The following is a 23793-nucleotide window of genomic DNA, read 5'->3' as shown; positions in this document are numbered from 1 at the left end:
CGACGCACCGGATCGTAGACGACGAACGCGGCGGCGGCGAGGGCCGAAGCCCCGCAATCCGTCACTGTCGCCTTCGCAGCGCCGCCTCCAGCGCCTCGCTCGAGCACGGCTTGGTCAGCCGCGGCTTGTCGGCGAGCGATGCCGGCAGCCGGATGTCCGCACCATAACCCGTGACGAACGCGAACGGCACCTTGAGCGCATCCAGCCGCTCGGCGATCGCGAAGGTCTTCTCGCCCCTGACGAGGCCGACGTCGAGCAGCGCGAAATCCGGCGCGCGTTCGGCGATCAGCTCGAGCGCGCGGGCGACGTTCGCAGCGGTGCGCACCGTGCGGGCGCCGAAGCCGAGGATGGTGTCCTCGAAATAGAGCGAGATGATCGGATCGTCCTCGACCACGAGGACATCGCCGGGCATGCCGGCATTGGGGGCGAAGTCCATGGGCGTGCCAGTTTCCGTTTGCTAGAGCTTTTTGTCTTGATGCATTTTCTTGACGCGAACCGATGTCCACTTCGCTCGAAAACGCACCAAGGCATGGATGAGAGACCGGATCGCTCCGGCCGAATGGCCCGCGACCGGCGCCTGAGAGCACGCCGGCTGTTCCCGAGGTGAAACCATCACATCGCGGGCCGCGCCGTCTGTTCACTAGTGAACATAAATCCGGGAACCTTTCGATTATTGTCGGGTTGGGTTTTCAGGAATTTCCCATGATCGCGAAACGGACCGAGTTGGCCGGGACGAGTGACCGGCCGTTCAACAATCTTTTGCGCCGGCTGAACGACGCCGATTACCAGTTGATCGCACCGCATCTGGGGCTGATCGACACGCAGGCCAATGACCTGCTCTACAGCCCCGGCGATGATGTTCAGACCGTGCATTTCCCGTGTGGGCCGAGCCTCGTCTCGTACATGGTGCCCAATGAGGACGGCCGCGACGTCGAAACCATTCTTGTCGGCCGCGAAGGCGCGGTGGGCGGCATCGTCAGCGAGGGATTCCTGCCGGCCTATACCCGGATCTGCGTGAAGTTCGGCGGGCCGTTTGCGCGGCTGCCGATCAGCAAGCTCGACGCCGCCAAGCTGAAGTCGATCTCCGTGCGCAACATCTTTGCCCGCTATGCCGATTGCTTGCTGGCCCAGATCTTCCAGTCGACCGCCTGCAACGCGATCCATTCGATAGAGCAGCGCACCGCCAAATGGATCATCTCGGCGATGGAGCGCACCAATGGCAACGGCATGGTGCCGCTTACCCATGAACAGCTCTCGACTTTGCTCGGCGTCGGCCGCAGCTACACCAGCCGCGTGATCCAGAACTTCAAGGCGGAAGGCGTGCTGGAAACGCGCCGCGGCGCGATCGTGATCCGCGACGCGGACAAGCTGCGGCAGCGCTCCTGCCTGTGCAACGACGCCGTCAAGGATCATTTCGAGGAAGTGCTGCGCGGCGTGTATCCAAGCGAGGACAACCCGGCGAACTAGGGTGTGTACTTATAATTCATCGCATCCGCCATGCTTCCGGAAGCCCGCTAAACCCGACATCGCCGTAGGGGTCGTCCTATCGCCCCAAGCCCGCGCGCTTAATGAGCGCTTAACGCTTTTGCGCAACAGATAGGATCACCAGCGCGGAATTAGTCCTAGTTATGAGTGCGAGCCGAGCTCCCGAGGAGGGGAATCGGATGGGACTGCTTTTTGTCGGAGCGCTGGCAGGAATCCTGGTCGGCTTTGGCTGGTTCGCGCCTTCCCGAGGGTATTTCCTTGGGTGTGGGTCAAGACCCTGTTTGGACAAGGTTGCAGTCGCCCGACCCACAGAGCCAATGCCGGCGGCGTTAGCGCCAGCGCCTGCGATCGTGAAATCGAATTCTGCAACCCTGGCAAAATCCGGCAGGAGACCATCATCGAAGAAACACGGACCGCCCGACCTCGCCAAGGCGGCGTCCCCGCGGACGAGGATCAACGTCCCGACACCCGAACACGCCGCGGACGCAGCAGATCCTGTCCTCACCAAAGCGAAGGTCACGATTGCAGCGCAGATAGAGGATCCGGGATCGGCCGAATTCAGCGACATGAAGCGCGCCATGCGAAAGAACACGTTCGGACGCGCCGTGGATACGATTTGCGGGCGCGTGAAAGGAAGAAGTGCGTCGGGCGGAGAGACTGGAGGGAGGCCGTTTCTGTATCTTGTGAAGGAGGATGAAGCGTATGTCGTCGACGGCAAGTCGGGGTCGGCGGCGTCAACGGCGTATCGAAATATCTGCAAATAGGGGATGCGTCGACCGCGCCACGGCGCGCGTTCAAATGATTTGATCGGAAAGAATTTCCACCGAGGCGCCAGGCTATCCCGCAATGGATGCGATCCTGATGTCGGGGCTGCGCGTGATGATGCATTCAGGATGAATGCCGCAACGGTAAATGCGCAATACGGATCGATGGAACTGTCGCAGAAATTCTTTTCATTCCGAGGAAATCATGGACGACATAACGGACTCCTCAAAACGGCTCAATGGAGCGCTTCACGTACCGGTTCTGGTGATCATCGAGCCGCACCTGTTGCCGCGCACATGTATTCTCAACGTCCTCAGACGGGAATTGGCCGACTTCGAGATCCTCGACATGGCAACGGTCCGAGGCCTGGACTGCATGTCAGCCCGCGACATTCGTCTGGTGCTGCTGAGTATCGCGGACAAGCCCATCGGCGATCCCTCGGTCGAGGACGATCTCGCCTTCGTGGCCGAGTACTGTCCCAATGCTGCCGTCGCAATCCTGTCAAACCATGACGACGAGCCGACCGCACAAGCCGCGATGCAGCGGGGTGTTCGCGGCTTTCTTCCCACCTCGCTACCAATCGAGGTCGTCATAGCCGGCCTGCGCCTTGTTCTTGTCGGCGGCGTCTACAGGCCGTTGCCGGTCGCCGAAATGAACAGGATGCCGGGTTTCGATCCGCCGGACGCGCGCGGGCTTGCGTCCGCATATCTGATGAACGAGGCAGCCAGGGCGGTCATCGACAGGAGCGATCTCACCCCTCGAGAGCAGCACGTTCTGGCGGAATTGGAGCTCGGCCTGCCCAACAAGCTGATCGCAGCCAAATTGAAGCTCTCGGAAAGCACCGTCAAAATGCACATTCAGCATATCATGAGGAAATGTGCCGCTCACAATCGCACGGAAGCGGTCCTCCGCTGGCGCGGCCGGTCGCTCGCGCAGAATCGCGATCACGACCCGGGTACAATGCCGGAGACCTAGTCACCGTGAGCGGGATCAATCCTCTCTGAATGCACCGCGGAAGCTGTCGAGCAGGGGCCTGAGCGCGTAAAGTGCGACGGTACCGCGCCCCGTGGTGATGAACACTTGAACCGGCATACCGGGGACGATCTGGAAGTCGTTTGCGGCGATCTGCGCGTCGTCGATCCGGATCTTGGTCGCGTAGTATGGCTGGTCGGTACGCTTGTCGAGTAGCCGGTCTGCCGATACGTGCACAACGATGCCCTTCAGGCGCGGTACGCGACGCTGATTGTACGGCACGAGATGCACCTCGGCATTCAGGCCGGGATGAACCACATCAATGTCCTCCGGCCTCAGGCGGGCGGTCACGATGAGGCGGTCTTGCCGGGGCACCAGCTCCATGAGCGGAGCACCCGCCCCGATGACGCCGCCCGCTGTATGAATCCGCAAGTCGGTTATCACGCCGTCCTCGGGCGCCTTCACCTCCGTTCGCGATAGCTGGTCCCTGGCCGCAAGCAACCGCTCGCGGAGCTGGAATATCTGGTTCTGTGCTTCACGAAGCGACTGTGCGATCTCGTTCTGCCTATCGCTCTCGAGCTTGAACAATGTGGCCTGCTGCTCGCTGATGACCTGCCCGGCGCGCGAAATCTGCGCGGTGATCTCGCCGCGGCGACCCTCAACGTCGGCCAGTTCACGTTGCAGGTTCAGAAGCCGCGGCCGCCGTTCGAGTCCCTTGTTCACGAGCGTCGTGACCATATCCAGTTCCTCCCGGACGATGTCGACCCGCTGCCCGGTGGCGCTCTGCTGAGCCTTGAGACCTTCGATCTCCCTCTCGACTTGAAGCCTCCGTTCGCGAATGACCGCAAGCTGCGACTCATGCACCTGCCGGCGCGCCTGAAAAATGAACTGCTGCGCCGATACCGCGGCGGCGGCCACACCATTTCGCTTGCTGTCCTGTTCCAGCGCGCTCGGGATTGCGATGCTCCCAAAGTTCTGCTGCTCGGCCTGAAGCCGTGCGGCACGAGCAATTGCATCCCACAACTGGCCTTGAAGGCTTTGCACCTCCGAACCGGGCCGGGTGTCGTCCAGCGCGATCAGCGTCTGTCCGCTTCGCACGATGTCGCCGTCCGAAACCAGGATCTTCCTGACGATCCCGCCTTCCAGGTGCTGAATCGTCTTGCGGCTCGATTCTGATTCCACGACGCCGGAAGCGATCGCTGCGCTCTCGAGAGGCGCGAGGCACGCCCATGTGCCGAGCCCCAGCATGAAGCAGAGCACCAGCAGGTTGCCCGCCAGGGTGATACCGCGAAGCCGTCTACGCGGAGAGATGGGTGTCGGGGTCGCACACCATGGATATTCGAGGGGCTCGAAATCGTCGATCGCGGTAACCACGACTCCGAGCCGTCCGGCGAGCGGGGGGCTTGCCGGCGTTCGCACGAGCTGGTCCCAGATCGTGGGAAGCTTCCAGATGGTGAGAGGATTCCGGATCATGGCGCAATCCGCGATGTAACCTGGGGTCGGTTCAGGTGCCGCTCAAAGATTTCCTCGCTGTCGCCGAAAGCGACGACCGCCCCCTCTTCCATAATGGCAATCTTGTCTGTGGCTGCGAGGAGACCCATACGATGAGTGACGACGACCAGGATGACACCGGCGAGCTTCATGCGCTCGATGGCGTCCAGCAGCATTCGCTCGCCGCCGTAATCGAGACTGGCATTCGGTTCGTCGAGAACGATCAGGCGTGGACCGCCGAAAAAGGCCCGGGCAAGACCGAGGCGCTGCCGATATCCGCGCGAGAAGGATTTTTCACGGTGAATCACCGTGTCGTACCCGTTCGGCAGGCGCATGATCGCCTCATGAATTCCGACCAGCTTGGCCGCTTCCACGACCTTCCGCCGATCGGCATCATCAAGCCGTGCGATGATATCGCTTATCGTATCGCCGAGCAGGTCGATGTCCTGGGGGAGATAACCGAGACGGTGACCGTTTAGGCCCTCGCGAAGCAGCGAGACGTCGGTATTGTCGAGCAGGACACAGCCATGAGTTGGCGTCGACAGCCCGGCAATCACCCGGCCAAGCAGGGACTTGCCTGACCCGGACGCACCGATAATGCCAAGGCATTCTCCGCTCGCGAGCGTGAGCGAGACACCGTTCAGCAAAAGGTGGTTGGTCCCCGATAGCCTCACGCTGACGTTGTCGACAATGAGGCCGCTCGACGCTTGCCGCTGCGAAACCTCCGGATCCTGCTGTCCGGCGGCCGGGGACGCGGCGAGAACCGCGCCGAGCCGCTGACAGGCACTCACGGCCGTCCTGAGTGACTTCCAGCCTGCGATCGCACTTTCGACCGGCGCGAGCGCGCGGCTGAACATCAGTGTCGAAGCAAAAATGATCGCCGGACTCTTTCCGTGATCGAGGACAAGCCACGCGGCAGCCCCCATTATCAACACCTGCGACAGAGCGCGGACCGGCTTGGTGACCAGCATCACGATCTCGCTTCGCCGGACTGCCACATCGTGCTCTCTGCGTGCCTCCTGCGCGTCATGGTAGATCGTGCGCGCAGCGCTATCGAGCATTCCCATGGCGCGGATCATGTGGATGTTGCCTGCGGCGGCCTGGAGGCGACCGTAGCTTCTGGACAGCGCGGCGCCGGATCTGAGCAGAACGTCCTCGGTAACCAGATCTCCGGCAACCGTGAGAGCGAAGAGGAAAGCCACACAGCAGGCGCCCACCACGCCAAGCAGGGGATGGATGAGAAAGAGGACCAGGAGGAACAGGGGCGCCCAGAGTGCGTCGAACAGCATCGGACATGCGCCGGAATCGATGAACTGGCGCAGCACGGTGAGATCCCGATATGCGTCCGACGCCCGCGTCCAATCGCTGCGAAGCGCGGATTCGAGGCTGGCCGAAAGCACGCAAGGACGGAGCCGATCGTCGAGCCAGGCGCCAAGGCGACCCAAGACAGCGCGCCGCAAGGCATCGAACACGCCGCCGACCACGACCGTGATCGCGACAATGAGCGTGAGCAGGAGCAGCGTGTCGCCGCTCCGGCTCGACAACACCCTGTCGTAGATCTGAAGAAGGTAGATGGAGGGCGCAAACAAAAGCAGGTTGTAGCTGCAGCTATACGCGAATACGAGACCAAGCGGTCCCGCACAGGACCAAAGGGCCGCGTGCAGTGGCGTCGAGATCTGCGGCAGGACAGGCAACCGAATGGGCGGCATCAGCATGATCGTCACCGCCTGAAATCGAAGTCCGGCGCACTTGCCCGACGGCCAACGCGATCTGCCAAGAAAGGCATCGGCGGGGCATCGGCTTGAACTGCGGGACCGGCAGCAATGGCCGCCGGTCCCGCCACGGTCGGACGAGCCGATGGTCAGAATGTATCGAGGTGGAAGCTCACTTCTCCACCCAGCGCGGCGTTGCCGTCTCCGCCATTGCCGCCGATGCCAGCCAGGACATCCTGGTGCTGGTCCACCGCGAGCTTGTTGATCTGAGTGGCATCCGTATGGGCATATACCTTGGAGGTATCGTGGCCGCTGTAGGATTTCTGGCTTCCGTTCGACTCGGCGCTTCCGCCGTGGGCCTTCGCAAACACCGAGGCCGTCGCGTTTGCGCCGCCGGCGTCCCAATCTGCCGTCTGAGTGACGTGGTCGCCGGTGTTCACATGCACATCGGCGCCTTCTGCCTTGTTGGTTGGATCGAAGTTGAGGGTCGGCTTGCTGATGATAGCTCCCTTGAAGGTACCGTCGCCGCCATTTCCGACACTTTGACCACCGGTGTTGATCGATTTGAATTCGATCGAATCCGAGATGCTGATCGCCTTGGGCAACATTTGAGCCTCCGTCCTTGTGTTGGCTGTCGTGCGTCATCCATCCCGATCAGGCGGACGCACACGGGCGAGTCTGATCCGGCGATGCGCGCTGCCGATAGATGTCAAATCGGACACCATCCGGGTTGGTCGACCTACGTACGAAAGTATGACATTCGTCGCGCAACATCGGAGCTCGAAACATCGGGGAGGACGACTCTGCGCGAGATTTGCATGCGCAGGGAGTCCGCTACCTTGCGACCGGCCTGCGCGAGCGGTGCGATGTTCCGCTATGCCAACAGGTGAAGATCCGACAGAAGATGGGCGGAAAGATCGCCACCCAGCGCGAGATTGCCGTAGCCGCCGTCCCCACCAAGTCCGGCAATCTGGACCGCACTCTGGTCGATGTGCACGTTGTTGACCTGATCGGCCACGGCCGTCGAATGGGGCCCCGCGATTGCGATATTGATGGGTGCATAGATCGCGACGCTGACATCGATCAGGCTGCCGGCAAAATAGCCGTTGCCGCCGTTGCCTGCGCCGTTCGAGCCGGTCGCAATCGCGTCGGAGCCGCCCCACAAGCCGTGGGAAGGAAGGCTTGCATGGCCGCCCGTCGCGGCGTTGCCATTGCCGCCGTGCCCGCCCATGCCGGCGATCTGAATTACGGATTGATCCACGTCGGCGTCATTCGTCTGGACTGAATGAACGTTGGAGCCATAGCCCGCGACTGCGATGTTGATCGGGTCGTAAACTAAGATCGAGGAATGCACGAGACTCCCGTAGAACGCGCCGTCGCCGCCATTGCCGGCCTGACTCCCGCCCGTTTGAACGTCCCAGACGCTTCCTCCGTTGCTTGATCCCCAACTGGGGTCGAGCGTGATGATACTGCCGCCGAAGGCCACATTGCCATTTCCGCCACTTCCGCCGACGCCCGCGATCTGCGTAGCCGATTGATCGATGTCGACTGTGTTCGATTGACTTGCATAGGCCGTGCCGCCTGAACTCGCCACCGCAATATTGATCGGATGATAGATCACCACGGGAGCGTCCACCAACGCACCCGAGAAATAGCCGCTGCCGCCGTTTCCGGCGCCGTTGTCGCCGCTCCCGATCACGCCGGAGCCCAGGGAAGCACTGATGCTGCCTCCCGATGCAAGGTTGTCATTCCCACCATGTCCGCCGACGCCGGCCATCTGAAAGGCGGATTGATCGACACTCAAATCGTTGGACTGGTTGGCCACGGCGACCGAGCCGTATCCCAAATTCACCGAAATGTTGATCGGTTCATAGATCAACAGGGATGCGTGAATGATACCTCCGTAAAAGTAACCGTCTCCGCCGTTCCCGGCGGTGTTCGCCCCGCTCTCGATCGAAGCGATGCCTGTCGCGGAATGGGATGCGCCGGCAGCAGGCTTCGTTGCCGAAGCATCCAGGCTCGCCGCAGTGTGGTTGCCGACGTGGCCGCCGGTGCCGTCCCCCGACGCGGTGGGATGGTCGGATTGGCCTGGGCCAGAGTCATGAGGCGGGGAATTCGGGGTCGCGGGATGCGCATCGAGCCCTGCAAACGGGCTGCTCGGTGCCGGACCCGGCTCGTCGTCACCATCGTGCCCATCGTGCCCATCGTGGCGATGAGAGGCGTGATGCAGCCGGATCCCATCCGACATCCGCGAAAAATCCATCGTAGCCTTCCTCATCGCAATCGCTCCGCGCAATCGGGACGGGTTCTGCACTGCGGACAGAATGTCATCCTGGGAAGGTCGAAAGCCCAGCCGTCAGTTCGGATATAGCGCTTCGGATGGACGCCGTAACATCGGCTATATCCGTTCTGGCGCGGTTACAGCCTTGGTAGCTTTGCGCGGGCCGGCGTGGTCCATCAGCTCGCCGCTCCCAGGCGGACGGGTTGATAACCTCGCTCCGCCATTGCAATCGGGAAGTCGCTATCACGGACCGCGAAAATCACGCTACACTCGCCTCATGAGTGGGGCTGAACTTCACGCCGTCTTCGACGTTGCAGCATGGGGTGCGGCCGCGCTCGCCATGTGGTGGCTGTCGCACCGGCGCGGGCTGCAATTCCCCCGGCAATCCTTCGAGCTGCCCTATATCGCCGCGCTGGTGTTCGGCGCCGGAATTGGCGCCTACATCTTCGGCACGCTGAACCTGTGGTTCTCGGGCATGGCGGGCGTCGCACGCTCGGTCGAGGGCGCGCTGGCCGGCGGCATCGTCGCGATCGAGCTCTACAAATGGTCCGCAGGGATCGCGCGGTGCGAACCGGCGCCCGGTTTGCGCTGCCGCTGGCGCTCGGCATCGCGATCGGCCGCCTTGGATGCTACTTCGCGGGCCTCGACGACTTCACCTACGGCACGCCGACGGCGCTGCCTTTCGGCCATGATTTCGGCGACGGCGTCCTTCGCCATCCTGTCCAGCTCTACGAGAGCCTGGCGATGGCGGGGTTCGCGGCATTCTATGTCTGGGCCGTATTGAACCGAAATGCCGCCGTCATCACCAACGGATTCTACCTCGTGCTGTTCTACTACGGGCTGCAGCGCTTCCTATGGGAATTCCTCAAGCCCTACGGCACGCTGATCGGTCCTTTCACGCTGTTTCACCTGCTGTCGCTGTTTGTCATGATTTACGCCGCCGTCATGCTGGCGACGGCGCCGAATGTGAGCTTGAAGCATGAACGCGCCGTCGCGTAAGTCGCGTCCCTACATCTTCTGGGGCCAGACCCAATCCCTTTGCGAGACCTGTCTGAAGCTGGCGCCGACCAAGATCCAGATTTTTGGCAACGAGGTCTGGTACGAAAAGCGCTGCAAGGAGCACGGCGTTCAGTCGACGCTGGTGTCGACGGACGCGGCCTATTGGCGGCTGTGCAAGGACTTCATCAAGCCGGGCGACCGGCCGCTGCAATTCCAGCACCGCACGGAATTCGGCTGCCCCTATGATTGCGGCCTCTGTCCCGACCACGAGCAGCATTCCTGCCTGGCGCTGATCGAGATCACCGAGCACTGCAATTTGACTTGCCCGGTGTGCTTTGCGGATTCCTCGCCGGCGCGCACCGGCTTCACGCCGCTGGCGAAGATGGAGAGGATGCTCGACGCGCTGGTGGCGAGCGAAGGCGAGCCCGACCTGGTGCAGATTTCCGGCGGCGAGCCGACGTTGCATCCGGATTTCTTCGAGATCCTGGACGCGGTGCGCGCCCGACCGATCCGCCACGTCATGATCAACACCAACGGCCTGCGCATCGCCCGCGACAAGGACTTTGTGGCGCGGCTCGCCGAGAACAGGCGCGGGCTGGAGGTCTATCTCCAGTTCGATTCGCTTCAGCGCGATGCGCTGATCGATCTGCGCGGCGCGGATTTGCGAAAAATCCGCCAGCAGGCGCTGGAAAATCTCGAGCATTATGGCGTGTCGACCACGCTGGTCGCGACCATCAAGCGCGGCGTCAACGACGCCGAGATCGGCGACATCGTCCGCCATGCCCTGACCTGGAAATGCGTGCGCGGCGTCACGCTGCAGCCAGTGCAGGACGCCGGACGCAACGAGAATTTCGACAAGACCACCGACCGCATCATGCTGTCGGAGATCCGCAAGCGCGTGATCGAGACCGGCGTGTTCGGCGACAAGGACATGATCCCGCTGCCCTGCAATCCCGAGAGCATCTCGATCGGCTACGGCCTGCGCAACGGCGAGAAGGTATTGCCGCTGACCTCGCTGCTACAGCAGGAGCAGCTCGTTGCAGTGATGCCCAACACCATCAGCCCGGAAAAATATCCGATGCTGCGGGAGAAATTCCAGGAGAAGTTCTTGGACCTGTTCTCGCTGTCCTCGGGGCCGCTGAACACGAGCGAGCGCGTCTGCGAACTCTTGTGCTGCCTGCCGAGCTTCGAGGTGCCGCAGGGCCTCACTTACGAGAATGTTTTCCGCGTCACCATCGTGCAGTTTCTCGATCGCTTCAATTTCTGCGTCGGCAACGTCAAGCGCAGCTGCATCCATTTCGTGACGGAGCAGGGCGCGATCATTCCGTTCGACACCTACAATTTGTTCTATCGGAACGGACAGATCGACGGCATCCGCGCCGGGTTGGCGGGCCAGACCTACCGTGAAGCCCGGCAAAGCGAGGAGGTGCCGCGATGAGCGAGACCAATCCACCGCCCATCCCGCCTGCACCACCGGAGCCACCCTCCCAATACGTCCCGCCGCCACCGTCGCCACGCAGCGGCTGCGCGACGGCGTTCATGGTGCTGTTCGGGCTGGTCCTGCTGCTGCCCGGGCTCTGCGCCCTCCTGTTCGGGTTCGGCGTCCTGAGCGAGTCGAAAACCGATCCCTCCATTCTCTTCCTGATCCTGCTCGGGCTCGCGGTCTGCTTTGCCGGCGTGATGCTGATCCGCGCCGCGATCACGGGAAGGCGCTGACGGACCATTCGACGACGCATGTCCGACACACCACCGCCATACAGGCCTCCGGAACCCGGGCAGCGCAACGGCTGCCTGACCGCGCTCATGCTGGTGGTGGGGGTGATCCTGCTGATCCCGGGGGTCCTGTGCGCTATTCTCAACGCCAAGATGGGTGCCGGGGCCGGCGGCGACCCCATCACCATGTTCGTGATGTTGGTGGCGCTGGGCGGGCTTGGCCTGATCGTGTTCGCGATTACCCGGAAGTAAGACCTGAAAGCCCCTCAAAACCCGCCTTTGGAGCGAAAATCAGCCCTCCAAACAGCCAATAAATCATTGTTTTTTGGCGTTTTCTGACTATATTGCGCCGCAACGCGCAAGGTGCCCGGTCCTCTGACCGGGCTTCCTTTTTGGGGTGATGCGTCCCCGTCAAATTTCTTGGGTATGAGCGTGATCCGGGCCCGAATGGGCCACGCGAGCGAGCGGCCGGCCAAACTGGTCCGGCGAGATCGCGCATCTGACCATTGCACGACCAGAAGAAGAGCCATGAACCTCCGTAACGTCGCCATCATCGCCCACGTCGACCACGGCAAGACGACCCTGGTCGACAAGCTCCTCCAGCAGTCCGGCACGTTCCGCGAGAACCAGAAGGTGACCGATCGTGCCATGGACTCCAACGACCTGGAGCGCGAGCGCGGCATCACCATTCTGGCCAAGGCGGCCTCGGTGCAGTGGAAGGACACCCGCATCAACATCGTCGACACCCCCGGCCACGCCGATTTCGGCGGCGAGGTCGAGCGCATCCTGAACATGGTGGACGGCGCGCTGGTCCTGGTCGACGCCGCGGAAGGCCCGCTGCCGCAGACCAAGTTCGTGGTGTCCAAGGCGCTCAAGGTCGGCCTGAAGCCGATCGTCGTCATCAACAAGGTCGATCGTCCCGATGCACGGCCGACCGAGGTCATCAACGAGGTGTTCGACCTGTTCGCGGCGCTCGATGCCAGCGAGGAGCAGCTCGACTTCCCGATCCTCTACGGATCGGCGAAGCAGGGCTGGATGGCCGATAGCCCGGAGGGTCCGAAGGACAAGGGCATGGAGCCGCTGTTCGACCTGATCCTGCGCCACGTCGCGCCGCCGAAGGTCGAGGAAGGTCCTTTCCGGATGATCGGCACCATCCTCGAAGCCAATCCCTATCTCGGCCGCATCATCACCGGTCGCATCTCGTCCGGCGTGCTCAAGCCGAACCAGCAGGTCAAGGTGCTGAACGCCGAGGGCAAGCTGGTCGAGTCCGGACGCATCACCAAGATCCTGGCATTCCGTGGCCTCGAGCGCACCCCGCTCGATGAAGCCGAAGCCGGCGACATCGTCGCCATCGCGGGCCTCACCAAGGGCACCGTCGCCGACACCTTCTGCGATCCGACCGTCGAAGTGCCGCTGCCGGCGCAGCCGATCGATCCGCCGACCGTCTCGATGTCGTTCATCGTCAACAACTCCCCGCTCGCCGGCACCGAAGGCGACAAGGTGACGAGCCGCATGATCCGCGACCGTCTGCTGCGCGAAGCCGAGGGCAACGTCGCGCTGCGTGTGGTCGAAGCCGCCGACAAGGACGCGATGGAAGTCTCGGGCCGCGGCGAATTGCAGCTCGCGATCCTGATCGAGACCATGCGCCGCGAGGGCTTCGAGCTTTCGGTGTCGCGCCCGCGCGTGGTGTTCCAGAAGGACGAGGCCACCGGCGCCTGGCAGGAGCCGATCGAGGAGGTCGTGATCGACGTCGACGAGGAGCATTCCGGCGTCGTCGTGCAGAAGATGAGCGAGCGCAAGGCCGAGCTGATCGAGATGAAGCCGTCCGGCGGCAACCGCCTGCGTCTGGTGTTCTACGCGCCGACCCGCGGCCTGATCGGCTACCAGGGCGAGCTGCTCACCGACACCCGCGGCACCGCGATCATGAACCGCCTGTTCCACGGTTACGCCCCCTACAAGGGCGAGATCCAGGGCCGCCGCAACGGCGTCCTGATCTCGAACGACCAGGGCGAGGCGGTGGCTTACGCCATGTTCAAGCTGGAAGACCGCGGCCCGATGATGATCGAGCCGGGCTGGAAGGTTTACAAAGGCATGATCGTCGGCGAGCACACCCGCGACAACGATCTCGAGATCAACGTGCTCAAGGGCAAGCAGCTCACCAACATCCGCACGACCTCGAAGGACGAAGCGGTGCGCCTGACCCCACCGATCCGCATGACGCTCGAAAAGGCGCTCGCCTATATCGAGGACGACGAGCTCGTCGAGGTGACCCCGAAGTCGATCCGCCTGCGCAAGAAGCACCTCGACCCCAACGAGCGCAAGCGCGCGGAAAAGGCCAAGGAAGCGGTGGCGTAAGCCCGTCTGTCATGCCCCGGCACCGGGTCGGCGCAAAGCGCCGCCCGATCACTAACACCTCCGGGGCATACAGCACGCCGCGGCCCGCCTTCGCCGGCGATGACAGTCATGCATGTGGCGGCTTCAGGCCCGGCGGCGAACGTGCTAGAGCCGGGCTATGAGTTCCCTTCCCTCCACGATCGATGTTGCCATCATCGGCGCCGGCGCCGCGGGCCTTGGTGCCGCGAATGCGCTGAAGGACTCCGGCCTCTCCACCATCGTGCTGGAGGCCCGCGACCGCCTCGGCGGCCGCGCGCATACGATCCAGGCCGCGCCTGACGTGGCGTTCGACGTCGGCTGCGGCTGGCTGCATTCGGCGGACAAGAACTCCTTCGTGCCGATCGCACGACAACTCGATTTCGAGGTCAACAAGGACCTGCCGCCCTGGCGCGAGCGCGCCTTCGGCAATGCCTTTCCGCAGGCCGAGCGCGACGACTTCATGCACGCGATCGACCAATTCTACGACCGCATCGAGCAGGCGGCGCAGCACGGCAAGGACAGCCCGGCCAGCCTGTACCTCGAGCCCGGCAACCGCTGGAACCCGATGATCGATGCGATCTCGACCTATGTGAACGGCAGCGAGCTCGACCAGGTTTCGATCCTCGATGTCGACGCCTATGAAGACACCGACATCAATTGGCGGGTTCGGCGCGGCTATGGCACGCTGGTCGCGGCCTATGGCGCGCAGGTGCCGGTCGCGCTGAACTGCGAGGTCACGCTGATCGACCATTCCGACAAGCGCATCCGCATCGAGACGTCGCGGGGCACGCTGACCGCGGCCAAGGCGATCGTCACCGTTCCGACCAATCTGATCGCCGATCAGGCGATCCGCTTCTCGCCGCCGCTCCCCGCCAAGGTCGATGCCGCGGCCGGTCTGCCGCTGGGCGTCGACGACAAGGTGACGCTGGCGCTCGACGACGCCGAAGCCTTTCCGAAGGAGGCCAATCTGCGCGGCGCCACCATGCGCACGGACATGGGCACCTACCACATCCGCCCGTTCGGCCAGCCCTGCATCGAGGGCTTCTTCGGCGGCAGCTTTGCGCGCGAGCTGGAAGATGCCGGCGACGGCGCCATCGCCGCGCAGAGCATCGACGAGATCGCCGGCTTCCTCGGCAACAATATCAGGCGCAAGCTGAGGCCGCTCTGCGAATCCCGCTGGGCGCATGATCCGTTCGCGAGAGGCTCCTATTCGCATGCGCTGCCGGGGCACGCGGACAAGCGCGCCGTGCTGGCCGCGCCGGTCGACGGCCGGCTGTTCTTCGCCGGCGAAGCGACTTCGCCGGAGTTTTTCTCGACCGCGCACGGCGCGCGGGACTCGGGAGAGCGGGCGGCGAGGGAAATGGTGGGTGCGGCTGGCTCGAAGACCTGACGAAGACTGGACGCAGATAGAGGATTAGTCCATTTTTCGCGCATGGCAGCAGGGGAGCGAAAAGATTGGACAGACGACGAGCTCGACCTCATCGTCGCCGACTACTTCTCGATGCTGAACGACGAAATGCGTCGTGCACCTTACGACAAGACCCAGCACCGACGGGTGTTGGTGGGTCAGATCGGCCGAAGCAACAGCTCCATCGAATTCAAACACCATAACATTTCGGCAGTCCTTCAGCTGCTCGAAATCCCTTGGATTAACGGATACAAGCCCAGGGCTCATTTTCAGAAATCAATTGTGGGCGCAGTCGAACGATACATTACCAATCATCCCGCCGCCCTTCATCCAGAGCTGCTGCTGTCGAACGAGATCGGCGAGCGACCACAGCTCTTCCTGGAGCCGCCGCCTGACCTCGCGAAAAAGGCGCCCCGTCCTAACGCGGCTCAACGCCTTATCCGAAAGTTCAATCCCGCCGAACGTGATTTTTTGAATCGCAAGTTAGGGCATGACGGCGAGCAAATTGTCTTTCATTTTGAACGACAGCGGCTCCGGGCGCTCGACCGAGCTGACCTTGCTAAAAAGGTGAGGTGGGTTTCGATGGAGGATGGCGATGGTGCCGGCTACGATGTCTTGTCGTTCGATGCTCAAGGCAAGGAGAGATTTCTGGAGGTAAAGACTACTGTCGGTTCGCAGACCGCGCCTTTCTATATGACCCGCAACGAGCTTTCGTTCTCAAGGGAACGACCGAAAGAGTTTCGGATTTGCCGCTTGTATGACTTCTTGAAGGCCCCAAGAATGTTCGAGTTGGTGCCTCCGCTGGAGAAACTAGTTTCGCTCGAACCTCTGTCGTATGAGGCTTCGTTCAATAGCTGCGATTGAACGCATTTACTCCAGCACCCGCGCCCGCATATCCGCGTCGGGCACAAAACACGTCTCGTATTTCCCGAAGGTCTTGTACCGGTTGCGGGCGATGAGGCTGTAGACGGCGTCGCGCAGCGGCTTGGGGACCGCGAACAGTGTGCGGGTCCAGCGCCAGCCGGGCAGATGGCTCAGCACCGTCAGCGCCGCATCGGATTTCATGTAGGCGATGCCGCCATGGACGACGGCGTTGGTGTCGGGGTCGTCAGGGTCGATGCCGAAGGTCTTCGCCAGCCGCGTGCCGTAGCCGGACTGGATCGGCGTGAAGCGAAAGCGGCGTGCCGTGTCGCGGGCGATGACGAAGCGGACCCAGCGCGAGCAGAAGATGCAGACACCGTCGAACAGGATCACGTCATCGTCGGGCCACTTGCTCATCAGCGATTGTCCAGCATGAGCAGCGCGACGAGCATCAGCACGATTGCCGGTCCCGTCTTCACCAGCGCGCCGAGCGGCTCGATCCAGAGGTGGGGAGTGAGGATCGCCGCGCCAACCATGTAGCCGAGCGAGGCGACGATGCCCGCGACCAGCCCGATCGCCGCGGTCCGGCGGAAGGCGATCAATACGCCGATGCCCATATCCATCAGGCTGGTCAGCACTGTCACCGGCCCGACCAAAGCGGGCGGGAAATGGTGCGCGCTCAGGATGCCGGCGGCGGCGTCATAGGAGATCACCAGCGCGATGAAGCCGGATGCGACCCAGAACAGCACGAGGCTCGCGAAGATCAGCGCCTTGACCAGGAACAGCCGCGCGAACCATTTGTCCTGGATGGTGGCGGGGCGCCCGCCAATCGCTTGAATAATCGTCTTCGGCACGATGCCGGTCGCCTGCATCCAGCCTGCGGGATCGCCGGTGACGCCGCGGCGCAGCTCGGCGATGGCCGTGGAACGCATCGGCGGCATCCAGCCGAGCCGGCTCGCGAGATCGCCGAGGCGAGCGCCGAGATCGATCAAGAACGGCGGCGTCGCGATCCGGACATGCTTTGCCGTGCCGAACGACCGGCGGAACTGGGCGATGACGCCGCCGAGCGAAATCGGCTGCTCCTGCATCAGGTCCCATGTCACCGATCGCACCGCTTCATCGGCGACATCGCGCGCCGCAAGCCAGGCGATGGTGGCGGCGATATCCTCGACTGCGACCGGCTGGAACGGCGTCGCCGCCTCGTCGGCCGGCAGGTCGACCGGCAGCGCCGCAAGCGCGCGGAGCATGGCGCTGCCGCCATAGGCTGACGGTGCAACCACGAAGCCGGGCCGCAGGAGGGCATGGGGAATGCCGGAGGCCGCGATCAGGCGCTCGGCCTCGCGCTTGGTCGTGGCGAAGGCGGTGCGATCCGCATCGGCCGTACCGGGAATCGAGATGTGGACGAGACGGATGGCGCGGTGGCTGTCGCCGATCGCCTGAAGCAGGCGCGCGACGAAATCGCGATGCACCGCGCTCGTGCTGCTGCCGGGACCATCCTGGAGCACGCCGAGGCAGTTCACCACGACATCGACCTCATGCGTGCGAAGCAGCTGCGTCAGCGCCGCGGCATCCATCGACATGATGGGCAGCTCAAGATCGGCCGCGCTCATTTTCCGCGCCGGCGTGAAGTGCCGCGCGACCCCGATCACGTGAAAGCCGCGCGCCCTCAGATCGTCGGTGATGGCGCGCCCGATCAGGCCTGACGCGCCGAACACGAGGATGTTGTGTGATGCGTCGTCACTCATGGAAGTCGGATCATGCGCTAAAATGGTTTCGCGATCATCAGCCAGAGGATGATCATCACGGAACCGAAACCGGGAATACCGAACAGGAACCAGCGGCGAAACAGCGCAAAATAACGCGGCGGCAGCGGAAGACCTTTTTCGACGGCCGCCTGCGCGAGGTCGCGCATCTCGATCTGCATGAAAACGACGGGGATCCAGAACAGGCCGGCGATAGCGTAGAGCGCCAGCGAAACCACCAGCCAGCGCTCGGTGATGCTCGTTGCCGACACGAGCATCAGCAGTCCGCCGCTCACCGGCTGCAGCAGCACGGCGCTCAACGTGAAGATCATGTCCGCGATCACCACGGTCGCCGCCGTGCGCGCGATGAACGCCGCATCCTGCGTACGATGCGCCATCAGCATGAAGAAGGCGATGCCGGTTCCTGTGCCGAGGATGACGATGGCGCCGAGCACATGCAGATATTTGATCAGAAAGTAGAGCGTCATCGCAGTCCGCTCATGATCAGGCCAACGTCGGCGCGCACAGATGCCGCCGCTGCCATAGGCCGGTCGGGCGCGAAAATCCACCGCGGCGAGGGATCAACGCACCCGCGCTGCGGCCGGATTCGCTCGTAAAATTCCGGCCGCGAATCAGCTGCGGCCAGCCTTTTTCTGAACTGCGGCATTGTCATCCGGCGCCCGCGATCCGGGCTTTGCACAGCGCCCGATCCGCGATCGGTCGCTCGAGCCCGGCGAGTGTCCTCTTTCGGTACAAGTTTTCATCATACTGATGCAGAAAGTCCACAGGTTAACCGATAATTAACGATAGACCTTGAAGGCGGCCCGCCGACTTGCTTTGATTACAGGCATGAGCACAACCCTGATCGAGGTCCGGCCGGCCAAAGCTGCAGATGCAACTGCGGTGGCGTCCACTCATGACGAAGCCTGGCGCTCGGCCTATCAGGGCATCATTCCCGGCGCCGAGCTGGAAAAGCTGATCAACCGCCGCGGTCCGCAGTGGTGGGACAGTGCGATCCGCAAGGGCAGCCGCGTCAGCGTGCTCGTGTTCGGTGACAAGATCGCGGGCTATGCCAATTACGGCCGCAACCGCGCCCGCAGCCTGCATTTCGACGGCGAGATCTACGAGCTTTACCTGCGACCGGAATTCCAGGGTCTCGGCTTCGGCCGCCGCCTGTTCGCTGCCGCCCGCCGCGACCTCATGCAGAGCGGGCTGAAGAGCATGGTGGTGTGGGCGCTCTCCGACAACGAGCCGGCGACCGAGTTTTACCGTGCGCTGGGCGGCCGGATGGTGGCGCGTTCCTCGGAGCGGTTTGGCCCCAAGTCGCTCGACAAGGTCGCTTTCGCCTGGGCCAACTGAAAATCCTGCTTCTCTCGCAGCTGCAGCAAGGCTAAACCAGCCTCCAGCGCTGCACGCGTCGGCCAGCCCGGCCTCAAGGCCGGGCCGGGAGCCGTTTCGCGGCCCGGCGGCGCCAACCAAAAAATCACATCGTTCTCAACTTCCAGAGGCCACGCGGAGCAATCCATGCGTATCGACGCCATATCGATCGGAAAAAATCCGCCCCACGACGTCAATGTCATCATCGAGGTCCCCGTGGGCGGCGAACCGATCAAGTACGAGATGGACAAGGAGGCCGGCACGCTGGTGGTCGACCGCTTCCTCTACACGCCGATGCGTTACCCCGGTAACTACGGCTTCATCCCGCACACGCTGTCGGATGACGGCGATCCCTGCGACGTCCTGATCATCAACACCCGCGCCATCATTCCCGGCGCCGTCATGAGCGTCCGTCCGGTCGGCGTGCTGTTCATGGAAGACGAAGCCGGCGGCGACGAGAAGATCCTGGCGGTGCCGTCGTCCAAGCTCACGCAGCGCTATGACAAGGTGAAGAGCTATTCCGACTTGCCGGACATCACGCTGCAGCAGATCCAGCACTTCTTCGAGCACTACAAGGATCTCGAGAAGGGCAAATGGGTGAAGATCCTGCGCTGGGGCGGCGCAGAGGAAGCGCACAAGCTGATCCTCGAAGGCATCGAGCGCGAGAAGAAAAAATAGGCACGCTGCCTGGGCTCCCTCACCCCGCTCTTGCGGGGAGAGGGTTGGGGTGAGGGGTTTCCCTCCACGAGTTGCGAACGTCGAGAGACTTGTACCCCCTCACCCGGATTGCATCTGACGATGCAATCCGACCTCTCCCCGCAAGCGGGGCGAGGTAAGAGCTACACCGCCGGCGCCGGCAGCCCTGCGATCGCACAGGCTGCGCGCAGCGTGTTCACCAGCAGGCACGCCACCGTCATCTGGCCGACGCCGCCCGGGACCGGTGTGATCGCGCCGGCGACATTGAGGGCTTCCTGGAACGCGACATCGCCGACCAGTTTCGGCTTGCCGCCGGGCATCGGGATGCGGTTGATGCCGACGTCGATCACGGTCGCGCCCGGCTTCAGCCAATCCCCGCGCACCATCTCGGGCCGGCCGACCGCGGCATAGACGAGGTCGGCGCGCCTTACGAGACCCGGCAGATCGCGCGAGCGCGAATGCGCGATCGTGACCGTGGCATTTTCATTCAACAGCAGCTGCACCAGCGGGCGGCCGACCAGGTTGGAGCGGCCAATGACGATGGCGTTCATGCCCTCGAGCGAAGCATGCACGCTCTTCGTCAGGATGATGCAGCCGAGCGGCGTGCAGGGCGACAGCGCCTCGAAGCCGCCGGCGAGCCGGCCGGCATTGTTCGGATGCAAGCCATCGACATCCTTTGCGGGATCGATGGCGTTGATGACGGTCTCGGTGTGCAGCGACTTCGGCAACGGCAGCTGCACCAGTATCCCATGCACCATGGGATCGCGGTTGAGCCGAGCGATCAGCGCCAGCAGATCGGCCTGCGACACATCCTCCGGCAGCTTGTGCTCGAACGAGGCCATGCCGGCGGCCTGGGTCTGGGTGTGCTTGCTGCGGACATAGACCTCGCTCGCGGGATCATGGCCGACCAGCACGACAGCGAGCCCCGGCGTGAGTTGGTGGTCGCGCTTGACGCGGGCGACCTCGTCGGCGACGCGGGCGCGAAGCTCGGCGGCGATGGCTTTTCCGTCGATGATGCGGGCAGTCATGTCAGTCCCTTGTCTGCTGGTTCGGCTTGGCCGCGGTCAGCTTCCTCAATGTATCGCCGAGCCCTTTCGGATCGCCGTCCACCGCGACCTGCTTGAGCCGCGAGGTGGCGCCGGACAACAGCTTCACCCTGGCTTTCGGCACGCCGAGCGCCTTGGCCAGCAGCTCAGTCACCGCACGGTTGGCCTCGCCGCCATCGGCAATGGCGCGCACCCGCACCTTGAGCACCGTACGCCCGTCCGAGAGTTGCTCGATCCCGTCGATGTCGTCGCGGCCGCCGCGCGGCGTCACCCGCAACGCGATGCTGATGCCCTCGGTGGAATAGCGCCACGGATCCATCAAGGCCCCGTCGAGAAAGGGTCAGATCACGTTCGGGTAGATGTAGTACAGGATCACCCGCTCGATGAACATGATGATCAGGATCAGGATGATCGGCGAGATGTCGAGGCCGCCGAGACTGGGCAGGAAATTGCGAATCGGCGCCAGGACCGGCTCGGTGATCCGGTACAGGAACTCCGCCACCGCCGACACGAACTGGTTGCGGGTGTTCACCACGTTGAAGGCGATCAGCCAGGACAGGATCGCGGAAGCGATCAGCAGCCAGACGTAGAGGTCGAGCACGATGATGACGATGTCGAGAACGGCACGCATGGGAGGGGGGCTCGCGGGTAAGACAACCGATTGAAGCGCAACGAGACCGGACGGAGCCGCCATCGCGCTTCTTGTTTGAGCAGGATCGTTTCGGAAAACCGCTATGCACTGGGCGCTCGGGCGGTCCGCCGGGTCGGGATCACGCCCTAGATATCGGTTCATCCCCCCGCAAACAAGGGAAGTTCCCGGCGGGACGGGCTGAAAACCGCGCTTTCACCGTTCTTGACTTGACCTTGGACGGGACTGTAAATGGCGCCCGACTGACGGCCGGGATACTCAGCAACACCCGGCCGCGAAGGGGCCATAGCTCAGCTGGGAGAGCGCGTCGTTCGCAATGACGAGGTCGGCGGTTCGATCCCGCCTGGCTCCACCACGCTTCGCCCATCGGGCTACGCGTGGCGTAGCCGCGCAGGGGCCTGGAGGGCGAAGCGTGGTGTCCGGCGAAGCCCAAGGGGCGGAGACAGACTTTATCCGTTAGCCCCCTCCCTATCACGTCCCGGTAAACCTTGGCGGCCGCTTCTCGACGAAACTCGCGACGCCTTCCCTGAAATCACTCCCGTTCAGCGCCACCATCATCTCCCGGTTGGCCTCGATCGTCGCCTCGGCAAGCGTCTGGAACGGGACCTCGTAGAGCTGACGCTTGATGACGGCCATGGCGCTCGGCGAGACGAAATCGGCGAGGTCGCGCGCATAGGCGTAGGTCTCCTCGCGCAGCTTCTCCGGCGAAGAGAGCCGGTTGACCAGCCCGATCCGCAACGCCTCCTCGCTCGATACGCGCCGCGCCGAGAGCAACAGGTCCAGCGCATTGGCGTGGCCGACGATCCGCGGCAGCATCCAGCTGATGCCGTGCTCGGCAATCAGACCGCGCCGCGCGAAGGCGGTCGTGAACACGGTGTTGTCGGCAGCAAAACGCAGGTCGCAATAGAGTGCGTGCACGAGTCCGATGCCGGCCGTGGCGCCATTGAGCATGGCGATCACCGGCTTCTTGATTGCGGGGTAGTAGGCGTAGCGCGTCTGCCAGTCGGCGCGACGGTTCATGTCGAACGGGATGTTCTCGCCGCGCCTGACCTCGTTGGGATCGATCCCCTTCAGCGCGTCCATGTCAGCGCCCGCGCAGAAGCCGCGGCCCGCGCCGGTGAGCACGATGACGCGGACATTGTCATCGGCACTTGACGCTTCCATCGCGTGACGCACGTCGCGTTCCATGATCGGCGTCCACGCATTCATGCGGTCGGGGCGGTTCAGCGTGATGGTCGCGATCCTGTCGCTCACCTCGTAGAGAATGTGTTCGTAGGCCACGGCGCTCTCCCTGTGCCTTGTTGTTATTGATACGCGCGGCGATGCGGCCTGCGCGCGGCGGCCGACAGTAACACATTCACGAGAATGAAAAGCCGACGCGAAATTCCGCGTGGCGGCTATTCCGCGGCCTGCAGCAGCTGCCGCTGGGGCACGCGCGCGATCCAGCCGTCGATGAAATGCTTCAGCCACGCGCGCTCGGCGGCATCGTGGACGGCACGCTCGGCGAAGTGCAGATGGCCCGGTTGTGCGCCCGGCGAATCCATCCGTGCGCAACCTCGCGTGGTCCAGCGATGCATCATTGCGTAGGTCACATCGGGGTGGAACTGCACGCCGAAAGCATTGCCGGTACGGAACGCCTGCACCGGAAAATCATCGCCTGCCGCGAGCAGGTCGGCGCCGGCGGGCAATTGAAATCCCTCGCCGTGCCAGTGATAGACCCGCGCCGGCCAGTTGGGGCAGAGCGCGCGGCCCGCCTCGGTCGGCCTGACCGGATAATAACCGACCTCGACACGGCCTTGCGGATGCGGCGCGACCTTGGCGCCGAGCTGCCGCGCCAGCATCTGCGCGCCGAGGCAGATGCCCAGGAACGGGCGCTGCTCGCGCAGCGGAACGGCGATCCAGTCGATCTCGCGCCGCACGTAGTCGTCGCCATCATTGGCGCTCATCGGACCGCCGAAGATCACCGCGCCGGCATGCGCGTCGAGCGTTTCGGGCAGCGCGTCGCCGAAGCGCGGGCGGCGGATGTCGAGACGGTAGCCCAGCGCGCGCAGGGCGTTGCCGATCCGGCCGGGAGTCGACGTCTCCTGATGCAGCACGATCAGCACCGGCCGCAGCGACACCTGATCCAAAATCTGATCCTTGGGCGTGACCGCGGCCGGCCTTCGGCTGGCGAAGGGCACCACGACACGGCTCTGGTCAGACCGGAACGACATTGCCTCTGCT

The 23793-nt window shown here is 63.5% G+C and carries 24 protein-coding genes, 1 tRNA gene and 1 pseudogene; 13 read left to right on the top strand and 13 right to left on the bottom strand.

The features are described from left to right. Nucleotides 1-61: 61 nt before the first annotated feature. Nucleotides 62-436 carry a response regulator gene (locus RX327_RS01635; protein ID WP_050383581.1) on the bottom strand — a complete coding sequence of 125 codons (375 nt, stop codon included), beginning with the start codon at nt 434-436 and terminating at the stop codon, nt 62-64. 266 nt (nt 437-702) lie between these two features. Here RX327_RS01635 and RX327_RS01630 point away from each other — a divergent pair, with 266 nt between their 5' ends. The 3 genes from RX327_RS01630 to RX327_RS01620 all read left to right on the top strand — a co-directional run bounded on the left by RX327_RS01630 (nt 703) and on the right by RX327_RS01620 (nt 3225). Continuing rightward, nucleotides 703-1467 (top strand): Crp/Fnr family transcriptional regulator, encoded by a 765-nt coding sequence (locus RX327_RS01630; RefSeq protein WP_317249263.1) that lies wholly within the window; start codon nt 703-705, stop codon nt 1465-1467. Between the two features lie 197 nt (nt 1468-1664). After that, a complete protein-coding gene (locus RX327_RS01625; RefSeq protein WP_244481791.1) occupies nt 1665-2249 on the top strand; it encodes a hypothetical protein in 585 nt (194 codons plus the stop codon). Nucleotides 2250-2454: 205 nt separating this feature from the next. Further along, nucleotides 2455-3225 (top strand): response regulator transcription factor, encoded by a 771-nt coding sequence (locus tag RX327_RS01620; protein ID WP_050383580.1) that lies wholly within the window; start codon nt 2455-2457, stop codon nt 3223-3225. 15 nt (nt 3226-3240) lie between these two features. On the opposite strand, the gene RX327_RS01615 is transcribed toward RX327_RS01620, so the two are convergent. The 4 genes from RX327_RS01615 to RX327_RS01600 form a co-directional block, all read right to left on the bottom strand. Continuing rightward, a complete protein-coding gene (locus RX327_RS01615) occupies nt 3241-4695 on the bottom strand; it encodes an HlyD family type I secretion periplasmic adaptor subunit (RefSeq protein WP_050383579.1) in 1455 nt (484 codons plus the stop codon). Continuing rightward, the gene (locus tag RX327_RS01610) at nt 4692-6428 is read right to left on the bottom strand and encodes a type I secretion system permease/ATPase (RefSeq protein ID WP_050383623.1); all 1737 of its coding nucleotides are present in this window, start codon (nt 6426-6428) and stop codon (nt 4692-4694) included. Before RX327_RS01610 ends, RX327_RS01615 begins: the two co-directional genes overlap by 4 nt. A 146-nt stretch (nt 6429-6574) precedes the next feature. Continuing rightward, nucleotides 6575-7033, bottom strand: a complete 459-nt coding sequence (locus RX327_RS01605; protein ID WP_028337372.1) for a hypothetical protein — start codon at nt 7031-7033, stop codon at nt 6575-6577. A 266-nt stretch (nt 7034-7299) separates the two neighbouring features. Further along, a complete protein-coding gene (locus RX327_RS01600; protein WP_244481789.1) occupies nt 7300-8688 on the bottom strand; it encodes a hypothetical protein in 1389 nt (462 codons plus the stop codon). A gap of 295 nt (nt 8689-8983) precedes the next feature. Here RX327_RS01600 and RX327_RS01595 point away from each other — a divergent pair. From RX327_RS01595 to RX327_RS01565, 7 genes and pseudogenes are all read left to right on the top strand, one after another. Continuing rightward, nucleotides 8984-9705: pseudogene (locus RX327_RS01595) on the top strand (prolipoprotein diacylglyceryl transferase). After that, a complete protein-coding gene (locus RX327_RS01590; protein ID WP_317249262.1) occupies nt 9686-11143 on the top strand; it encodes a radical SAM protein in 1458 nt (485 codons plus the stop codon). The pseudogene RX327_RS01595 and the gene RX327_RS01590 overlap by 20 nt, the downstream one beginning before the upstream one ends. Then, nucleotides 11140-11421, top strand: a complete 282-nt coding sequence (locus RX327_RS01585; RefSeq protein ID WP_050383576.1) for a hypothetical protein — start codon at nt 11140-11142, stop codon at nt 11419-11421. Before RX327_RS01590 ends, RX327_RS01585 begins: the two co-directional genes overlap by 4 nt. Nucleotides 11422-11439: 18 nt before the next feature. Beyond that, the gene (locus RX327_RS01580) at nt 11440-11670 is read left to right on the top strand and encodes a hypothetical protein (RefSeq protein ID WP_050383575.1); all 231 of its coding nucleotides are present in this window, start codon (nt 11440-11442) and stop codon (nt 11668-11670) included. 276 nt (nt 11671-11946) lie between these two features. Then, nucleotides 11947-13773 carry a translational GTPase TypA gene (gene typA, locus RX327_RS01575; RefSeq protein WP_317249261.1) on the top strand — a complete coding sequence of 609 codons (1827 nt, stop codon included), beginning with the start codon at nt 11947-11949 and terminating at the stop codon, nt 13771-13773. Between the two features lie 157 nt (nt 13774-13930). After that, complete coding sequence (locus RX327_RS01570; RefSeq protein WP_317249260.1) at nt 13931-15181, top strand: NAD(P)/FAD-dependent oxidoreductase; 1251 nt, start codon at nt 13931-13933, stop codon at nt 15179-15181. A gap of 42 nt (nt 15182-15223) precedes the next feature. Next, complete coding sequence (locus tag RX327_RS01565; protein ID WP_050383573.1) at nt 15224-16063, top strand: DUF3883 domain-containing protein; 840 nt, start codon at nt 15224-15226, stop codon at nt 16061-16063. A 6-nt stretch (nt 16064-16069) separates the two neighbouring features. Here the strand turns inward: RX327_RS01565 and RX327_RS01560 are convergent, their stop codons facing one another. The 3 genes from RX327_RS01560 to RX327_RS01550 are packed head-to-tail and all read right to left on the bottom strand — an operon-like array spanning nt 16070 to nt 18290. After that, nucleotides 16070-16477 carry a thiol-disulfide oxidoreductase DCC family protein gene (locus tag RX327_RS01560; protein ID WP_317249259.1) on the bottom strand — a complete coding sequence of 136 codons (408 nt, stop codon included), beginning with the start codon at nt 16475-16477 and terminating at the stop codon, nt 16070-16072. Continuing rightward, nucleotides 16477-17805: an SDR family oxidoreductase gene (locus RX327_RS01555; RefSeq protein WP_317249258.1), complete on the bottom strand. Its 1329-nt coding sequence runs from the start codon at nt 17803-17805 to the stop codon at nt 16477-16479. Before RX327_RS01555 ends, RX327_RS01560 begins: the two co-directional genes overlap by 1 nt. A gap of 17 nt (nt 17806-17822) precedes the next feature. Then, nucleotides 17823-18290, bottom strand: a complete 468-nt coding sequence (locus RX327_RS01550) for a DUF2269 domain-containing protein (protein ID WP_317249257.1) — start codon at nt 18288-18290, stop codon at nt 17823-17825. Between the two features lie 361 nt (nt 18291-18651). Here RX327_RS01550 and RX327_RS01545 point away from each other — a divergent pair, with 361 nt between their 5' ends. Both RX327_RS01545 and ppa read left to right on the top strand, forming a co-directional pair. Further along, nucleotides 18652-19161 (top strand): GNAT family N-acetyltransferase, encoded by a 510-nt coding sequence (locus RX327_RS01545; RefSeq protein WP_317249256.1) that lies wholly within the window; start codon nt 18652-18654, stop codon nt 19159-19161. Nucleotides 19162-19326: 165 nt separating this feature from the next. Then, nucleotides 19327-19857: an inorganic diphosphatase gene (ppa, locus tag RX327_RS01540; protein WP_317249255.1), complete on the top strand. Its 531-nt coding sequence runs from the start codon at nt 19327-19329 to the stop codon at nt 19855-19857. Nucleotides 19858-20018: 161 nt separating this feature from the next. On the opposite strand, the gene folD is transcribed toward ppa, so the two are convergent. Genes folD through RX327_RS01525 form a run of 3 tightly spaced genes read right to left on the bottom strand, consistent with a single transcriptional unit; the run spans nt 20019 to nt 21552 of the window. Beyond that, nucleotides 20019-20903: a bifunctional methylenetetrahydrofolate dehydrogenase/methenyltetrahydrofolate cyclohydrolase FolD gene (gene folD, locus RX327_RS01535; RefSeq protein ID WP_317249254.1), complete on the bottom strand. Its 885-nt coding sequence runs from the start codon at nt 20901-20903 to the stop codon at nt 20019-20021. Between the two features lies 1 nt (nt 20904). Beyond that, on the bottom strand, nt 20905-21240 hold the full coding sequence (locus tag RX327_RS01530; protein ID WP_317249253.1) for a DUF167 domain-containing protein: 336 nt from the start codon (nt 21238-21240) through the stop codon (nt 20905-20907). 21 nt (nt 21241-21261) lie between these two features. Next, a complete protein-coding gene (locus RX327_RS01525; RefSeq protein ID WP_018318966.1) occupies nt 21262-21552 on the bottom strand; it encodes a YggT family protein in 291 nt (96 codons plus the stop codon). A 297-nt stretch (nt 21553-21849) separates the two neighbouring features. Between RX327_RS01525 and RX327_RS01520 the strand changes: the two genes are divergently transcribed. Next, nucleotides 21850-21925 (top strand) — tRNA-Ala (locus RX327_RS01520). 116 nt (nt 21926-22041) lie between these two features. Here the strand turns inward: RX327_RS01520 and RX327_RS01515 are convergent. Together RX327_RS01515 and RX327_RS01510 are read right to left on the bottom strand one after the other, a co-directional pair. Beyond that, nucleotides 22042-22851 carry an enoyl-CoA hydratase gene (locus RX327_RS01515; protein WP_317249252.1) on the bottom strand — a complete coding sequence of 270 codons (810 nt, stop codon included), beginning with the start codon at nt 22849-22851 and terminating at the stop codon, nt 22042-22044. 116 nt (nt 22852-22967) lie between these two features. Then, nucleotides 22968-23783 (bottom strand): glutamine amidotransferase, encoded by an 816-nt coding sequence (locus tag RX327_RS01510; protein WP_317249251.1) that lies wholly within the window; start codon nt 23781-23783, stop codon nt 22968-22970. Nucleotides 23784-23793 lie beyond the last annotated feature (10 nt).

Source organism: Bradyrhizobium sp. BEA-2-5 (assembly GCF_032918025.1).
GTDB lineage: Bacteria > Pseudomonadota > Alphaproteobacteria > Rhizobiales > Xanthobacteraceae > Bradyrhizobium > Bradyrhizobium pachyrhizi.
Note: the sequence above shows the minus strand (reverse complement) of the source record. Positions and strands in the feature narration are given on the sequence as shown.

Excerpts from the sequence above, each read along its gene's own strand:
- RX327_RS01530 (WP_317249253.1), bottom strand. The coding sequence starts at position 21,240 with ATGGATCCGTGGCGCTATTCCACCGAGGGCATCAGCATCGCGTTGCGG.
- RX327_RS01590 (WP_317249262.1), top strand. The coding sequence starts at position 9,686 with ATGAACGCGCCGTCGCGTAAGTCGCGTCCCTACATCTTCTGGGGCCAG.
- RX327_RS01600 (WP_244481789.1), bottom strand. The coding sequence starts at position 8,688 with ATGGATTTTTCGCGGATGTCGGATGGGATCCGGCTGCATCACGCCTCT.
- RX327_RS01585 (WP_050383576.1), top strand. The coding sequence starts at position 11,140 with ATGAGCGAGACCAATCCACCGCCCATCCCGCCTGCACCACCGGAGCCA.
- RX327_RS01635 (WP_050383581.1), bottom strand. The coding sequence starts at position 436 with ATGGACTTCGCCCCCAATGCCGGCATGCCCGGCGATGTCCTCGTGGTC.
- RX327_RS01510 (WP_317249251.1), bottom strand. The coding sequence starts at position 23,783 with ATGTCGTTCCGGTCTGACCAGAGCCGTGTCGTGGTGCCCTTCGCCAGC.
- folD (WP_317249254.1), bottom strand. The coding sequence starts at position 20,903 with ATGACTGCCCGCATCATCGACGGAAAAGCCATCGCCGCCGAGCTTCGC.
- ppa (WP_317249255.1), top strand. The coding sequence starts at position 19,327 with ATGCGTATCGACGCCATATCGATCGGAAAAAATCCGCCCCACGACGTC.
- RX327_RS01545 (WP_317249256.1), top strand. The coding sequence starts at position 18,652 with ATGAGCACAACCCTGATCGAGGTCCGGCCGGCCAAAGCTGCAGATGCA.
- RX327_RS01605 (WP_028337372.1), bottom strand. The coding sequence starts at position 7,033 with ATGTTGCCCAAGGCGATCAGCATCTCGGATTCGATCGAATTCAAATCG.
- typA (WP_317249261.1), top strand. The coding sequence starts at position 11,947 with ATGAACCTCCGTAACGTCGCCATCATCGCCCACGTCGACCACGGCAAG.
- RX327_RS01625 (WP_244481791.1), top strand. The coding sequence starts at position 1,665 with ATGGGACTGCTTTTTGTCGGAGCGCTGGCAGGAATCCTGGTCGGCTTT.
- RX327_RS01565 (WP_050383573.1), top strand. The coding sequence starts at position 15,224 with ATGGCAGCAGGGGAGCGAAAAGATTGGACAGACGACGAGCTCGACCTC.
- RX327_RS01580 (WP_050383575.1), top strand. The coding sequence starts at position 11,440 with ATGTCCGACACACCACCGCCATACAGGCCTCCGGAACCCGGGCAGCGC.
- RX327_RS01570 (WP_317249260.1), top strand. The coding sequence starts at position 13,931 with ATGAGTTCCCTTCCCTCCACGATCGATGTTGCCATCATCGGCGCCGGC.
- RX327_RS01560 (WP_317249259.1), bottom strand. The coding sequence starts at position 16,477 with ATGAGCAAGTGGCCCGACGATGACGTGATCCTGTTCGACGGTGTCTGC.
- RX327_RS01610 (WP_050383623.1), bottom strand. The coding sequence starts at position 6,428 with ATGCTGATGCCGCCCATTCGGTTGCCTGTCCTGCCGCAGATCTCGACG.
- RX327_RS01555 (WP_317249258.1), bottom strand. The coding sequence starts at position 17,805 with ATGAGTGACGACGCATCACACAACATCCTCGTGTTCGGCGCGTCAGGC.
- RX327_RS01615 (WP_050383579.1), bottom strand. The coding sequence starts at position 4,695 with ATGATCCGGAATCCTCTCACCATCTGGAAGCTTCCCACGATCTGGGAC.
- RX327_RS01630 (WP_317249263.1), top strand. The coding sequence starts at position 703 with ATGATCGCGAAACGGACCGAGTTGGCCGGGACGAGTGACCGGCCGTTC.
- RX327_RS01525 (WP_018318966.1), bottom strand. The coding sequence starts at position 21,552 with ATGCGTGCCGTTCTCGACATCGTCATCATCGTGCTCGACCTCTACGTC.
- RX327_RS01620 (WP_050383580.1), top strand. The coding sequence starts at position 2,455 with ATGGACGACATAACGGACTCCTCAAAACGGCTCAATGGAGCGCTTCAC.
- RX327_RS01550 (WP_317249257.1), bottom strand. The coding sequence starts at position 18,290 with ATGACGCTCTACTTTCTGATCAAATATCTGCATGTGCTCGGCGCCATC.